Annotated in this window: 9 protein-coding genes; 5 read left to right on the top strand and 4 right to left on the bottom strand. The window is 69.3% G+C overall.

All coding sequences use genetic code 11. The features are described from left to right. Positions 1 to 52 precede the first annotated feature (52 nt). Positions 53 to 658: a class I SAM-dependent methyltransferase gene (locus E5P3_RS08075; RefSeq protein ID WP_162585501.1), complete on the bottom strand. Its 606-nt coding sequence runs from the start codon at positions 656 to 658 to the stop codon at positions 53 to 55. Between the two features lie 133 nt (positions 659 to 791). On the opposite strand from E5P3_RS08075, the gene E5P3_RS08070 reads away from it, so the two are divergent. Genes E5P3_RS08070 through E5P3_RS08060 form a run of 3 tightly spaced genes read left to right on the top strand, consistent with a single transcriptional unit; the run spans position 792 to position 4,080 of the window. Continuing rightward, positions 792 to 1,235, top strand: a complete 444-nt coding sequence (locus E5P3_RS08070; protein WP_162585500.1) for a helix-turn-helix transcriptional regulator — start codon at positions 792 to 794, stop codon at positions 1,233 to 1,235. Between the two features lie 41 nt (positions 1,236 to 1,276). Beyond that, positions 1,277 to 1,696, top strand: coding sequence for a VOC family protein (locus E5P3_RS08065; RefSeq protein WP_162585499.1), 420 nt, complete (start codon positions 1,277 to 1,279; stop codon positions 1,694 to 1,696). Then, positions 1,693 to 4,080, top strand: a complete 2,388-nt coding sequence (locus E5P3_RS08060; protein WP_162585498.1) for an ATP-binding cassette domain-containing protein — start codon at positions 1,693 to 1,695, stop codon at positions 4,078 to 4,080. Before E5P3_RS08065 ends, E5P3_RS08060 begins: the two co-directional genes overlap by 4 nt. A 91-nt stretch (positions 4,081 to 4,171) precedes the next feature. Here the strand turns inward: E5P3_RS08060 and E5P3_RS08055 are convergent, their stop codons facing one another. Further along, positions 4,172 to 4,720 (bottom strand): DUF3455 domain-containing protein, encoded by a 549-nt coding sequence (locus E5P3_RS08055; RefSeq protein ID WP_162585497.1) that lies wholly within the window; start codon positions 4,718 to 4,720, stop codon positions 4,172 to 4,174. 228 nt (positions 4,721 to 4,948) lie between these two features. Here E5P3_RS08055 and E5P3_RS08050 point away from each other — a divergent pair, with 228 nt between their 5' ends. Continuing rightward, complete coding sequence (locus E5P3_RS08050; RefSeq protein WP_162585496.1) at positions 4,949 to 5,719, top strand: SGNH/GDSL hydrolase family protein; 771 nt, start codon at positions 4,949 to 4,951, stop codon at positions 5,717 to 5,719. Here the strand turns inward: E5P3_RS08050 and opgC are convergent. Then, positions 5,683 to 6,837 carry an OpgC domain-containing protein gene (gene opgC / locus E5P3_RS08045; RefSeq protein ID WP_162585495.1) on the bottom strand — a complete coding sequence of 385 codons (1,155 nt, stop codon included), beginning with the start codon at positions 6,835 to 6,837 and terminating at the stop codon, positions 5,683 to 5,685. The two genes, E5P3_RS08050 and opgC, sit on opposite strands and share 37 nt — an antisense overlap. A gap of 40 nt (positions 6,838 to 6,877) precedes the next feature. After that, positions 6,878 to 8,119 carry a glycosyltransferase family 4 protein gene (locus E5P3_RS08040; protein ID WP_162585494.1) on the bottom strand — a complete coding sequence of 414 codons (1,242 nt, stop codon included), beginning with the start codon at positions 8,117 to 8,119 and terminating at the stop codon, positions 6,878 to 6,880. Between the two features lie 86 nt (positions 8,120 to 8,205). On the opposite strand from E5P3_RS08040, the gene E5P3_RS08035 reads away from it, so the two are divergent. Continuing rightward, entirely contained in the window at positions 8,206 to 14,172 is a 5,967-nt protein-coding gene (locus tag E5P3_RS08035) for an alpha-2-macroglobulin family protein (RefSeq protein WP_162589585.1), read from the top strand. Positions 14,173 to 14,252: the final 80 nt, after the last annotated feature.

Here is a 14,252-nt window from a genome sequence, read left to right as displayed (position 1 = left end):
TGCAACCGGCTGCGTTCCTCGCGCCTTCGCCTGCAGCAATTCCGGGGAGACGTCATTCTGCTGCGCACTCCAGGGCAAACAGTGGAAGTTCGGCTTGCCGGCTCAGCCACACGCCGCCGCCCACCTCCTGGAAGTGACGCGAAAGGCCGCGCCGGTACACCTCGGCGCTGTGGCGAAAGATGTGCGGGTCTGTCAGGTCTTCATCCACGATGTCGCGCGCGAAGTCCTCGCGCGTCACGGCCTCCACATACAGGGCGCCCTGACTCAGAAGGCTGAAGTTGCGCAAGGCGCGCTTCAAATCCGGCGGGCTGAGATAGGGCAGCACGCCCTGGCAGATGACGAAGTCGAAAGGCTTCCCCGCCTGGTAGTCCACCACCGAGCCGCGCTCCCATCCGTAGCGCCCGCACAGGTATTCGCTGAACTCCACGCCGTGGTAACTGGCCAATGGGAATTGCCGCGCCACGATGTCGCGCCACAGCCCGATGCCGCACCCGACGTCCAGCACTCGCCTTACAGGCACGCGCAGGTAGCGCAGGTAGGCGCAGACGAACGCGCCCAAGCGCTCGACATGTTGCGGGTCCACCACCTTGGTCTTCTTGTCGAAGTAGTAGCGCCGGTAATAGGCTTCGTCGAAGGTGGCGGCACCGGCTGATTGCATATTCACACTCCTCGTTGTGCCGAATCGTATCGGCAACCCGACGACCGCTCGTGGCACTGCCCTTGCCTGCTGCGCCGTCACGCCCCGCCCGCCACGCTTGAGCACTCCGGGGCGGCATGGCACGATCGTGAAGATGACACCCAGCCCCGCCTCGACGCAGCGCCTGCGCGACCTCGCCCGGCTGCGCCGCGTTCGCGACCGGATCGACCGGGAGTACGCGCAACCGCTGAACGTCGAGGCGCTCGCCCGCGACGCGGGCATGTCGGCTGGCCATCTCAGCCGGCAGTTCCGGCTTGCCTATGGCGAGTCGCCGTACAGCTACCTGATGACGCGCCGCATCGAGCGGGCGATGGCGCTGCTGCGCCGCGGCGACCTCAGCGTCACCGAGGTCTGCTTCGAGGTCGGCTGCGCATCGCTGGGAACCTTCAGCACCCGCTTTACCGAACTGGTCGGTGTGCCGCCCAGCGCCTATCGGCGCGAGCGGACGCGCGAGGCCGCAGGAATCCCGCCGTGCGTGGCGAAGCAGGTGACGCGACCGATCAGGATTCGAGAAGCGACGCCCGGCGAGCCGCCATAGACTGGCGGCCACAGGCACCATCATGCAAAGAGACTGACACCATGGACATCACCATCCACTCGAGCTTCCTGCCGCACAACGACCCGGAAGCATCCCTGGCCTTCTATCGCGACACCCTCGGTTTCGAGGTGCGCAACGACGTGGGCTACAACGGCATGCGCTGGATCACGGTGGGCCCGGCCGGGCAGCCCGGCACGTCCATCGTCCTGTACCCGCCGGCTGCCAGTCCCGGCATCACCGACGACGAGCGCCGCACCATCGCCGAGATGATGGCCAAGGGCACCTTCGCCACCCTCCTCCTCGCGACCCACGACCTCGATGGCGCGTTCGAACGGCTGCAGGCCGGCGGCGCCGAGGTCGTCCAGGAGCCGACCGAGCAGCCGTACGGCGTTCGCGACTGTGCCTTCCGCGATCCCGCGGGCAGCCTGGTGCGCCTGCAGGAGCTGCGCCCGGCACAATGAGCAGGACCAAGAAAACCGACACCCGGTCTCCTGCGCCACCAGCCGCCGACAGCCACGACCTGATCCGCGTGCACGGCGCGCGCGTGAACAACCTGAAGGACGTCAGCATCGAGATCCCGAAGCGCCGGCTCACGGTGTTCACCGGCATCTCCGGCTCGGGCAAGAGCTCGCTGGTGTTCGGCACGATCGCCGCGGAATCCCAGCGGCTGATCAACGAGACCTACAGCGTCTTCGTACAGGGCTTCATGCCGGCACTGGCGCGGCCCGAGGTCGACGTGCTCGAAGGGCTGACGACCGCGATCATCGTCGACCAGGAGCGGATGGGCGCCAACGCGCGCTCGACGGTCGGCACCGCCACCGACGCCAACGCGCTGCTGCGCATCCTCTTCAGCCGGCGCGGGAAGCCGCACGTCGGTTCGCCCAACGCGTTCGCCTTCAACGTCCCCTCGGTCCGGGCAAGCGGCGCGATCACGATCGAACGCGGTGCCGGCAAGACCGTGAAGCAAAGCTTCAGCCGCACCGGCGGCATGTGTCCCCGCTGCGAGGGCATGGGCTCGGTCAGCGACTTCGACATGGCCGCGCTCTACGACGACAGCAAGTCCCTCAACGAGGGCGCGCTCATCATCCCCGGCTACAGCATGGACGGCTGGTACGGCCGCATCTTCCGCGGCTGCGGCTTCTTCGACCCGGACAAGCCGGTCCGCAAGTTCACCAAGAGAGAGCTGCACGACCTGCTCCACAAGGAGCCGACCAAGATCAAGGTCGACGGCATCAACCTGACCTACCAGGGCGTCATCCCGCAGATCCAGAAGTCCTTCCTGTCCAAGGATGTCGATACGTTGCAGCCGCACGTCCGCGCGTTCGTCGAGCGGGTGGTGACGTTCAGCACCTGTCCCGAGTGCGGCGGCACCCGGCTCAGCGAAGCCGCGCGGTCCTCGAGAATCAAGAAGATCAGCATCGCCGACGCCTGTGCGATGCAGATCAGCGACCTGGCCGAATGGGTGCGCGGCCTTGACGAGCCTTCGGTGGCGCCGCTGCTCGCCGCGCTGGCGCAGACGCTCGACTCGTTCGTGGAAATCGGGCTGGGCTACCTCTCGCTCGACCGGCCGTCGGGCACGCTGTCGGGCGGCGAGGCGCAGCGCGTCAAGATGATCCGCTACCTCGGCTCCGCGCTCACCGATGTCACCTACGTCTTCGACGAGCCCACCACGGGGCTGCACCCGCACGACATCCAGCGGATGAACGAGCTGCTGCTGCGGCTGCGCGACAAGGGCAACACGGTGCTCGTCGTGGAGCACAAGCCGGAGACGATCGTGATCGCCGACCACGTCGTCGACCTCGGCCCCGGCGCGGGGACGGCGGGCGGCACCGTGTGCTTCGAGGGCAGTGTCGAGCGACTGCGGGCCAGCGGCACCCTCACCGGCCGGCATTTCGACGACCGTGCCTCCCTGAAGCAGAAGGTGCGCAAGCCCACGGGCGTGCTTCCGATCCGCGGCGCGAAGACGCACAACCTGCGCAACGTGGACGTGGACATCCCGCTCGGGGTGCTGGTCGTCGTCACCGGCGTTGCGGGCTCCGGCAAGAGCTCGCTCGTGCACGGATCGATTCCCGCCGGCGCAGGCGTCGTGACCATCGACCAGGCCGCGATCCGCGGCTCGCGACGCAGCAACCCCGCGACGTACACCGGACTGCTCGACCCCATCCGCACAGCCTTCGCGAAGGCCAACGGCGTGAAGCCGGCACTCTTCAGCGCCAACTCCGAGGGCGCCTGCCCCAACTGCAACGGCGCCGGCGTCATCTACACCGACCTGGGCGCCATGGCCGGCGTCGCCACCCCGTGCGAGGAGTGCGAGGGGAAGCGGTTCCAGGCATCGGTGCTGGAGCACCACCTCGGCGGCCGTGACATCAGCGAGGTGCTCGCCATGCCGGTGGCAGAGGCCAGGGAATTCTTCGGCGCCGGAAAGGCGCGCACGCCAGCCGCGCATGCCATTCTCGAACGGCTGGAGGAGGTGGGCCTGGGCTACCTCAGCCTCGGCCAGCCGCTGACCACGCTGTCCGGCGGCGAGCGGCAGCGGCTCAAGCTGGCGACCCACATGGCCGAGAAGGGCGGCATCTACGTGCTCGACGAGCCGACCGCCGGCCTGCACCTCGCCGACGTCGAGCAACTGCTGGGCCTGCTCGACCGGCTCGTCGACGCCGGCAAGTCGGTCATCGTCGTGGAGCACCACCAGGCGGTCATGGCGCACGCGGACTGGATCGTCGACCTCGGCCCCGGCGCCGGCCACGACGGCGGCCGGATCGTCTTCGAGGGCACGCCGGCCGACCTTGTCGCCGGGCGCTCGACGCTGACCGGCAAGCACCTGGCGGGCTACGTCGCTCGCTGACCGGGGTCGCAGCGCAACCTGCAGAAGCGCCAGAGCACGGGTATCGATTCGTGCACGGCCGCCGCCGATGCGCGGCGCCGTGCAACACCGCTCACATCGCGCGGTAAAAGATGTAGTCGGCCTGGTACTTCACCACCTGCTTCTGCCCCGCCGACGCCGCGCTGCAAGCCGCGGCCGGCGCCGTGCCGCCCTGGGTGGCCACGCGCTGGATGTAGCTCACCCCCTGCATCGCACCGCTGCCCGTCGCCGGGTTGGCCTTCACGAGCTGGTAGGGGATGTTGCCGCTGCCGTTGGGCGCGACCGCGACCTGGCTGCCCGTGAGGCGGGAGCCGTCCATGCTCTCCCAGGTGGCCGGCGGGCCGTAGTACTTGCCGACCTGCCTGCCGCCGCGGTCCAGCAGGCGGGCGTCGGGGCCGACGAAGACCCATTCGTGCTGCCCGGGCGCGTTGGCCCTGGCGCGGCATTCGTAGGTGATGTCGCCCGCGCCGACCGTTTCCATCGCGACCTGGTGGCCGGTGGGCACCTTGACGGCGTCGGGGAGGCCGGCTTGCGAATACGCCATGGGCTTGTTCATGCCCATGCCGGAGCAAGCGGCGAGGCTGGCGGCGGCTGCGAGGAGGGCGAGGAGGCGCAAGGTCATGGTCTGTTCCTTTCGTATGAATGCGGGTGCAGGGATGTTGGCGGACGCTGGCATGAGCGCAATGGCGGCCCCACCTCAGTACGTAGCGCGATCGCGATTGGATTCAGGGAATTGCCGCCGGCCGCGGTCATCGGAATCGCAAGCGCACCGTTAACATCCTCCGACGCGCCGGCGCGGAATCGACCGCACGATGCAATCGGAACTCTTCTCTTGTATTCCATGGTTGTGATGAATGCTGCTCCGCCCGTCAGGGCGGCTCGCCGGCTCCTGCTGTCGATCGCGCTCTTGCTCGCGGCGTGTGCCTCGCAGGCCCAATCCACCGATGTCGATGCCGCCGCCTCCCCCGCCGCCTACCTCGCGGCGCAGGCACGCTGGCGCGCCGAGCTCTCGGCCTTCGACGCCGCCGACCGGCAGCAGTGGCCCAGCGAGGGGGGCGTGGTCTTCGTCGGCAGCTCCACCATCCGCTTCTGGACCCGGCTCGCGCAGGACTTTCCGCAGCTGCCGGTGGTCATCAACCGCGGCTTCGGCGGCTCGACCATGGCCGACTGCAGCTTCTTCGTGCGCGAGCTCGTGCTGCGCTACAAGCCGCGCCACGTGCTGGTCTATGCGGGCGACAACGACCTGGCCGAGGGCCGCACGCCGATCCAGGTGCTGGAGAGCTTCGCTCAGTTCGCCAACGCCGTGCGCGCCGAGCTGCCGGATGCGCGCATCAGCTATATCTCGATCAAGCCCAGCCCCTCGCGCGAGAAGCTGCTGCCGCAGATGCGGGAGACCAACGACATCGTCGCGGCCTATCTGCGGCGGCTGCCCAACAGCGAGTACATCGATATCTTCACGCCCATGCTGGGCGCGGACGGCCGCGCGCGGCCCGAGCTGTTCATCCGCGACCAGTTGCACCTGAACGACGAGGGCTACCGGCTCTGGCGCTCGGTCATCGGCGCGCAGCTGGCGCGGCCGGGGAATCAGGCCGAGCTGTCGACAGCGCCGGCACCGCGGTAGCCGCCTCGGCTGCGCCGCCACCCGCTCCACCACAGCGCCGCCCGCGCCACCCCGTAGAGCCACGCGAACACCACGCCCAGCAGCAGGACGTCACCCCACCAGGGCCGCGCGGTCTGGCTGTCGCCGTAGAAGGCCAGCACCAGCAGCACCGCCACCAGGTGCGCGCAGAAAACCGGCAGCGAGGCCGAGCCCATGGCCTCCAGCCGGTGCGGGCGCGGAATGCGCCGCATCAGGCCGGGACCGAAGCGCATCGCCACGATGCCCAGCACCACCAGATTGACGATGCGCAGCGGGCCGAGCTGCCACTTGTCGAACAGCAGGTTCATGGCCTCGTCGCCGCCGAAGGGCGCCTGGCCATGGATGCCGTGGTGGCGCCACCAGAGGCCGTAGAGCGCCGCCCCCACTGCCAGCGCCACCAGCCACTTCGGAAAGCGGAACGGCTCGGCATCGGGCGCATGCCGGCTAGCGCCCATCCACAGTCCTGCGAACCACAGGAACTGCCACGCGAAGGCATTGAACGCTCCCATCTCACGAAACGGCACCGGCAGGTGCAGGTAGTTCACCGCCAGCCCATACAGCCACTCGCTGAAGCCGAACTGGGCCAGCCCCCAAAAGACGGCACTCGCCACCATCACACCCGTCCAGCCGTGGCGCAGCGCGAAGGCGAGCACCCAGGGGCTCATCAGCATGAAGAAGATGTACATCGGCAGGATGTCGAGCAGCGCGGGCTCGTACACCAGCAGCAGCGAATAGCCGAAGCCCTCGAGCGGATGCGCGAGGTAGAAGGCCAGCAGGTTCTTCACCGCCGCCTGGTCGATGCGCAAGCCGACGCGGGTGATGATGGTGAAAAGGAAGAGTAGCGTCGCGGCCTGTGCCAGGTAGACCTTGAGCGCGCGCCGCCAGAAAGCGCGGCGCATGGCATCCACGCCCTGACGGTCGCTGATGCGGGTGTAGACCAGGCCGGCGACGAAGGCCGAGAGCAGCACGAAGCCCTCGGCCGCGGAGACGAAGCCGAAGGGCTGCCCCAGCGGATCGGTGAAACGCGTGGGCAGGTGCGTGAAGGTCATCAGCACGAGCATGAGCCCGCGCAGTGCGTCGATTTCCCAGTAGCGCTTCATCGGAGCTCGGCACCCGGCATGGACGCGGGTGCTTTCGGTGCTACGCCAGCTTGCGGATGGCGTCGATCACGACCTCGCTGTATTTCTTCCAGGTGTAGCTGGCCGCATGCTGCACGGCCGCCTCGCTCATGGCCGGGAGTTCCTGCCGGTTCTGGTTGAACCATGCGAGCTTCTCCGCAATCTTCTCCGGCGAGCGGATCGGCACCAGGAAGCCGGTCTTGCCCTCGATCACCAGGTCATCGCCGCCGGTGTTGGGGGTGATGACGATTGGCAGGCCCTGGCTCATCGCCTCCTGCATCACCAGGGCGCGTCCTTCGTAGAGCGAGGGCAGGCAGAACACGTCGCAGCTGCGCATCAGGGCCAGTACCTCGGCATGAGGGCGCCCCTTCTCGTGCGTGAAGTCGGCGTACTGGCCGCGGTAGAAGGCGGGCTCGTTGAGCAGCGAGCCCATGACGACCAGCTCGATGTTCTCGCCCTTGAGCAGGTGCATGGCCTGGAACAGGTCGCCCAGTCCCTTGCGCTGCCCCATCGAGCCCACGAAGAGCACGCGCAGCGGCTTCGAGGGGTCCACCGTCTTGCGCGAGGCCGTGGCCGCGGGCAGCGGCGAGCCGAAGGGCGACAGCACCCGCGCCTTCTGCCCGGCCCAGGCCGGCAGCGAGTCGGCCACGAAGCGGCTGGGCACCACCACCAGGTCCGCCAGTTCCAGCTCGCGCGCCTTGCGCTCCAGCTTGGCCGGCGAATCGGACATGCCGCCGCCCATCGCCTCGACCCAGGCCGGCAGGCGCTCGACCTCCTCTTCCATCAGCTTGCGGCCCACCTCCCAATAGGAGATCGGCAGGTCGTACACGCATTTCACGCCCAGGGCCTTGGCGGCCCGGAAGGTGTCGAGGGCGGAGTCCTCGTAGGTGTAGACGGCGCCGACGCCGAAGCGCTCGTGCAGCCGGGGCAGCGCGCGGGCACTGAAGCGGTCGAAGTCCTGCAGCACGCCGTCGATGGAGGCGAAGCCCTCCTCGTGCCGCAGCCAGTAGTTCCAGCCGGCACGGGAGCAGACCGCCCGCGCCAGTTCGCGCCAGGGGTGTTGCAGGATCTTCTCGCGGGGAATGTTGAAGCGGCGCCGCAGCAGGTCGCGGCTCAGGCCCTGGGGCACGAGCTTCAGGGCGACGTTGTCCGGCTCCACCGCCACGGTGGTCGCGAAACGCGCGAGCATGCCGGCGGCCTCCAGCCCGTCGAGCATGGCGCGCACGTTCTGGTTGCCTGCGGGATGGCTGAACAGCAGTTTCATATCGATCGATCATAGTGGACGCCTATGGCGTGCCGGAGTTGCGCTACGCTGCGCCCCCAAAGGAGAAGCTGTTGAAAACGAGAACAATGACGCGGACCTTCGCCGCCTTTGCGCTGAGCCTGTGCGCCCTCTGCGCGCACGCGCTGCAGATCGCCAGCCTCACGCCGCAAGGGGAAGTGGCCCGGATCCGCCAGGTGGTCGCCAGGTTCGACCAGGCGGCCGTCAATTTCGGCGATCCCAAGGCAGCGGCGCCGCTGGCGGTGAGCTGCAGCGACGCGCAGGCCGGCAAGGGTACCGGCCGCTGGACCGGCGATAAGCAGTGGGTCTGGGATTTCGAGAACGACCTGCCGCCGGGCGTGCGCTGCACGGTCACGCGGGTCGCAGGCTTCAAGTCGGCCTCGGGCGCCGACCTCACCGGGCCTGAGCGCTACCAGTTCTCCAGCGGCGGCCCCTTCGTGCGGAGCTGGCAGCCCAGCTACGGCAAGATCGACGAAGAGCAGCAGTTCATGCTCGAGCTCAACGGCCCGGCCACGCTGGAGAGCGTGCGCGCCAACATCTGGTGCCAGGCCGACGGCGTGGGCGAGCGCATCCCCGTCCGGCTGGTCGAAGGCGAGCAGCGCCAGGCCTTGCTCAAGGCCTTCGGCCGCGACAGGGAGGCCGGGAAGACACCGCTGCGCTTCGTCACGCTGCAGTGCAACCGGCGGCTGAGCCCGGGCGGGCGCCTGCAGCTGGTCTACGGCAAGGGCGTGGCCACGCCCTCCGGCGTGGCCAACGCGGTCGAGCGGCGCCTGAACTTCGAGGTGCGCGAGCCCTTCGCCGTCTCCTTCAGCTGCGAACGCGAGAACGCGCAGTCGGCCTGCCTGCCGCTCAAGCCGCTGGTGCTGCAGTTCAATTCGCCGGTGGCGCGCAAGCTGGCGGCACAGGTCACGCTAGAGGGCGGCGGCAAGACGATCAAGCCGAAGTTCGACGACGAGAACACCTCCAGGGACGAGGACGCGGTGGTCGATTCGGCGAGCTTCCCGCCGCCCTTCGCCGAGCAGACGTCCTTCACGATCACGCTGCCGGCCGGGTTCGAGGACGCATCGGGCCGCGCCCTGGCGTCGCCCGGCAGCTTTCCGCTGAAGGTCGCGACCGGCGCCATGCCGCCGCTGGCCAAGTTCGCGGCCTCTCCGTTCGGCGTGGTCGAGCGCCTGGCCGAGCCGGGCGGCACGGCGCTGATGCCGGTCACCGTGCGGCGCGTCGAGCCGGCACTGCAGGTGCAGGCGCTGACGCCCGGCAAGGTCAGCGACATGAATCCGAAGACCGACGCGGACATCATTGCCTGGTTCCGCAAGGTGCGGCGCTACGACAGCAACTACACGATCGCGCGCACGCAGGCGGCGCGCGACGCGAAGGGAGCGCTGCCGAAGGTGATCGACAAGGACGACCGCGAGAACGTCCAGACCCGCATGGTCTCGCTGCTCGGTGGCCAGTCTGGCGTGAAGACCCTCGACATGCCCAGGGCAGAAAGCGGGGACCCACGGCCCTTCGAGGTGATCGGGATCCCGCTCACGCCCGGCTTCCATGTGCTGGAGATCGCATCGCAGAAGCTGGGCGACACGCTGCTCGACGAGCGCTACGGCGCCGGCCGCACGATGTACGTGCGCACCACGGCGCTGGCCACCAATCTGGCCGTGCATTTCAAGCTGGGGCGCGAGAACGCGCTGGCCTGGGTCACCACGCTCGACAAGGGCAAGGTGGTCCCCAATGCGGCGGTGCGGGTCTCGGACTGCAACGGCAAGGAGATCGCTGCCGGCACGACCGATGCGCGCGGGCTGGTGCGGCTGGCGGGTATCCCGCCCACCCCGCCGAGTTGCTCCAGCGAGGAGGACTACGGCGGCGACGCCTACTTCGTGAGCGCCCGCGCCAAGGACGAGGGCGGCGTGGAAGACCTCGCCTTCACCTGGAGCGACTGGCAGCGCGGCATCGAGCCCTGGCGCTTCAACGTGCCCACCAGCCTGGAGCCCGAGCCCGACCGGGTGGCCCACACGGTGTTCGACCGCACGCTGCTGCGCGCGGACGAGACGGTGTCGATGAAGCACCTGATCCGCACCCAGACGAGCGGGGGCTTCGGCCTGCCGAAGACCTTGCCCGATACGCTGGTCGTGACGCATGTGGGCAGCGGCCAGCAGTACACCCAGCCGCTCGCATGGCGCAAGACCGCGACCGGCGGGCAGAGCGGCGAAAACACCTTCGCGATCCCGCCGGCGGCCAAGCTGGGCCTCTACCAGGTCGAGCTGCGCAACGGCAACGGCAGCAGCGGTGCAGACAGCGGGGACGGCGGCGAGCGCAGCTACGCCACCGGTCAGTTCCGGGTCGAGGAGTTCCGGCTGCCGGTGCTCGAGGGCCGCATCGCGCCGGCGGAGAAGAAGCCGCTGGTGGCCGCGACCTCGCTGCCCACCGACGTGCAGATCAACTATGTCGCGGGCGGCGGCGCCGTCAACCTGCCCGTGCGCGTGTCGGCGGCGGTCCGGGCCAAGGGCCTGTCCTTTGCCGACTTCGACAGCTTCAGCTTCGCGCCGCCGCGCAAGGAGGGGCTGGCAGCGGCCGATGCCGAGGAATCGGATTCCACGTCGCAGGAGCTGCGCGTGGTGGCGGACAAGCTGCCGCTGACGCTCGACAAGACCGGCGCCGGCAAGCTCACCATCGAGAAGATCCCGCTGGCCAAGGCGACGCCACGCGAGCTGCTGCTCGAAGCCACCTACGCCGACCCCAATGGCGAAGTGCAGACGCTGCGCAGCGTGCAGACGCTGTGGCCGGCGGCCGTGATCGCCGGCATCAAGACCGAGGGCTGGGTCTCGACCGGCCAGAAATTGAAATTCCAGGCGCTGGCCCTGGACCTCGCGGGCAAGCCGCAGGAGGGCGTGACGCTCAACGTGCGCGCCATCGCGCGCACCACCACCACCAGCCGCAAACGCATGGTGGGCGGCTTCTATACCTACGACAACAAGACCGAGGTGAAAGAGATCGGCACCGTCTGCAGCGGCAAGAGCGATGCGCGCGGCCTGCTGCTGTGCGAGGCCGAGCTCAAGGAGTCCGGCCAGGTCGAGCTGATCGCCAGCGCCACCGACAAGGACGGGCGCGACAGCCGCGCCGCGAGCTCGGTGTACGTCACCCGCCAGGGCGAGCTCTGGTTCGGCGGCGAGGACCATGACCGCATCGACGTGCTGCCGGAGAAGAAGAACTACCAGCCCGGCGAGACCGCCCGCTTCCAGGTGCGCAGCCCCTTCCGCTTCGCGACGGCGCTGGTGTCGGTCGAGCGCGAGGGCGTGATCGAGACACAGGTCGTCCGGCTGGACGGCAAGGACCCGACGGTCACGCTGCAGGTCAAGCCCGAATGGGGCCCCAACGCCTACGTGAGCGTGCTCGCGCTGCGGGGGCGGCTGCGCGAGGTGCCGTGGTACAGCTTCTTCACCTGGGGCTTCAGGGCGCCGCGCGAATGGTGGACCGCCTTCTGGTACGAGGGCAAGGAATACGTGGCGCCGACCGCGCTGGTCGACCTGAGCAAGCCGGCCTTCCGGCTCGGGCTGGCCGAGATCCGCGTCGGCACGCAGGCCCACCAGCTCGACGTGAAGGTGGCAAGCGACAAGCCCACCTACCCCGTGCGCGGCAAGGCGCTGGTCACGATCTCGGCCCGGCTGCCCGACGGCAAGCCCGCTGCGGGTGCAGAGGTGGCGCTGGCCGCCGTCGACCAGGCCCTGCTGGAGCTGATGCCCAACGACAGCTGGCAGCTCCTCGAGGCGATGCTGCAGCGGCGCAGCTGGGGCGTCTCCACCTCCACCGCGCAGATGGAGATCGTGGGCCGTCGGCACTACGGCCGCAAGGCGGTGCCGGCGGGGGGCGGCGGCGGCAAGGGCCAGACGCGCGAGCTGCTCGACACCCTGCTCCTGTGGAACCCGGCGGTGGTGCTCGACGCCGACGGCCGGGCCCAGGTGACGGTGCCGCTCAACGACGCCCTGACCACCTTCAGGATCGTCGCGGTGGCGGATGCGGGCACCGGCCTCTTCGGCACCGGCCAGGCATCGATCCAGGCCACGCAGGACCTGCAGATCATCAGCGGCCTGCCGCCGCTGGTGCGCGAGGACGACCAGTTCCGCGCCCAGATCACCCTGCGCAATACCACGCAGAAGGCAATGAAGGTGGAGGCGGCGCCACGCGCCACGCTGTTGACGCTCGAGCCTCAAACGATCGACATCCCGCCTGGCGAGGCCCGCGAGCTGGCCTGGACGGTGACCGCCCCGGCGCAGCTGGCGCAGACGCGCGCCGAGGCGCTCCTGTGGGAGATCGAGGCGAAGGACCAGATCGGCGGCGCGCGCGACGCGCTCAAGGTGCGCCAGCGCATCGTGCCCGCGGTGCCGCTCACGGTGCAGCAGGCCACGCTCGTGCAGCTCGACGGTCCCTTCACCCTCGACGTCGCGCCGCCGGCCGACGCCCTGCCCGGCCGCGGGGGGCTCAGGCTTTCGCTGCAGCCGCGCCTGGCCGAGGGACTGACGGGCGTGCGCGACTGGTTCGCCGCCTACCCCTACGCCTGCCTGGAGCAGAAGGCCAGCAAGTCCATCGGCCTGCGCGACGGCAAGGCCTGGCAGGCCGTGGTCGCGCAGCTGCCCGGCTACCTGGACGGCGACGGCCTGGCCAACTACTTCCCCCCGCGCGACGGCGATGCCAACCGCGGCAGCGACATCCTGACGGCCTACCTGCTCGCCGCGGCCCACGAGGCGGCCACGCTCGACCCGGCCTTCGCGCTGCCCGACGCGGCACGCGCTCCGATGGAACAGGGCCTGATCGCCTTCGTCGAAGGCCGCATCCAGCGTGAGTTCTGGAGCCCGCGCAAGGACCTGGACGTGCGCAAGCTCGCGGCCCTGGAAGCGCTCTCGCGCTACGGCAAGGTGCAGGGCCGCATGACCGGCAGCATCGCCATCGCGCCCAACCAGTGGCCGACCAGCGCGGTGGTCGACTGGCTGAACATCCTCAAGCGCGTGCCCGACGTGCCGCAGCGCCAGCAGCGGCTGGAAGAGGCGAACAACGTGCTGAAGGCCCGCCTGAGCTACCAGGGCACGAAGCTGATCTTCAGCACCGAGCGCGACGACTACTGGTGGTGGCTGATGGCCAACGGCGACGTCAACACCGCGCGCCTGCTGCTCGCGGTGCTGGACGATCCGGCCTGGAAGGAGGACCTCGGCCGGCTGGCCAGCGGCTTCATCGGCCGCCAGCAGAAAGGCGCCTGGCACACGACGACGGCCAATCTGTGGGGCGGCCTGGCGCTCGAGAAGTTTTCCAGGGAGTTCGAGAACACGCCTGTCGCCGGCATCACCGCCGCCAACTTCGGCAATGCCAAGGCGCAGGTGGACTGGAGCAAGGTCGAGCGCGTCACGACCGGCGACCCGGGCGGAGCGCCGAACCGGACGACCGCCTTCGGCGCCCCCGCAGCCCCCGGCAACCTGCGCAACAACAGCATGTTCCTCCCCTGGCCGGCCGGCACCCCGGCCGCGCGCGACACGCTGCTGGTCACCCAGAGCGGCAGCGGCAAGCCGTGGCTCACGCTGCAGTCCGTCGCGGCGGTCCAACTCAAGGCGCCGTTCGCCGCCGGCTATGCGATCAGGAAGACCGTGACGCCGGTGGAGCAGGCGGTCAAGGGCCTCTACACGCGCGGCGACGTGCTGCGGGTGAGCCTGGAGGTCAACGCCAGCGCGGACATGACCTGGGTCGCGATCACCGACCCGGTCCCCGGCGGCGCCACCATTCTCGGCAGCGGCCTGGGCCGCGATTCCCGGATCGCGACGCAGGGCGAGAAGCGTTCCGGCCCCGGCTCGCCGGCCTTCGAGGAGCGCAGCTTCGAGGCCTTCCGCAGCTATTACGAATACCTGCCCAAGGGCGTGGTGAAGATGGAATACACGGTGCGACTGAACAACGTCGGCGAATTCGCGCTGCCGCCCAGCCGCGTCGAGGCTCTCTATGCGCCGGAAATGTTCGGCGAGTTGCCCAATGAGCGCCTGAAGGTGGAGGCGGCCAGATAGTTCATGGCGGACTCGATGCGTGGCCGCCACAGGGCAGGCACGCACCCCTGGACAACGAGCCGTTTGCCCTGTTTGGGCCT

It is taken from the genome of Variovorax sp. RA8 (genome assembly GCF_901827175.1).
Taxonomy (GTDB): Bacteria; Pseudomonadota; Gammaproteobacteria; order Burkholderiales; family Burkholderiaceae_C; genus Variovorax.
The sequence above is the reverse complement of the archived record's forward strand: the minus strand, read 5'-3'. Positions and strand labels throughout refer to the sequence as shown.

Coding starts and splice junctions, on each gene's coding strand:
- E5P3_RS08075 (WP_162585501.1), bottom strand. CDS start 658: ATGCAATCAGCCGGTGCCGCCACCTTCGACGAAGCCTATTACCGGCGC.
- E5P3_RS08070 (WP_162585500.1), top strand. CDS start 792: ATGACACCCAGCCCCGCCTCGACGCAGCGCCTGCGCGACCTCGCCCGG.
- E5P3_RS08065 (WP_162585499.1), top strand. CDS start 1,277: ATGGACATCACCATCCACTCGAGCTTCCTGCCGCACAACGACCCGGAA.
- E5P3_RS08060 (WP_162585498.1), top strand. CDS start 1,693: ATGAGCAGGACCAAGAAAACCGACACCCGGTCTCCTGCGCCACCAGCC.
- E5P3_RS08055 (WP_162585497.1), bottom strand. CDS start 4,720: ATGACCTTGCGCCTCCTCGCCCTCCTCGCAGCCGCCGCCAGCCTCGCC.
- E5P3_RS08050 (WP_162585496.1), top strand. CDS start 4,949: ATGAATGCTGCTCCGCCCGTCAGGGCGGCTCGCCGGCTCCTGCTGTCG.
- opgC (WP_162585495.1), bottom strand. CDS start 6,837: ATGAAGCGCTACTGGGAAATCGACGCACTGCGCGGGCTCATGCTCGTG.
- E5P3_RS08040 (WP_162585494.1), bottom strand. CDS start 8,119: ATGAAACTGCTGTTCAGCCATCCCGCAGGCAACCAGAACGTGCGCGCC.
- E5P3_RS08035 (WP_162589585.1), top strand. CDS start 8,206: ATGACGCGGACCTTCGCCGCCTTTGCGCTGAGCCTGTGCGCCCTCTGC.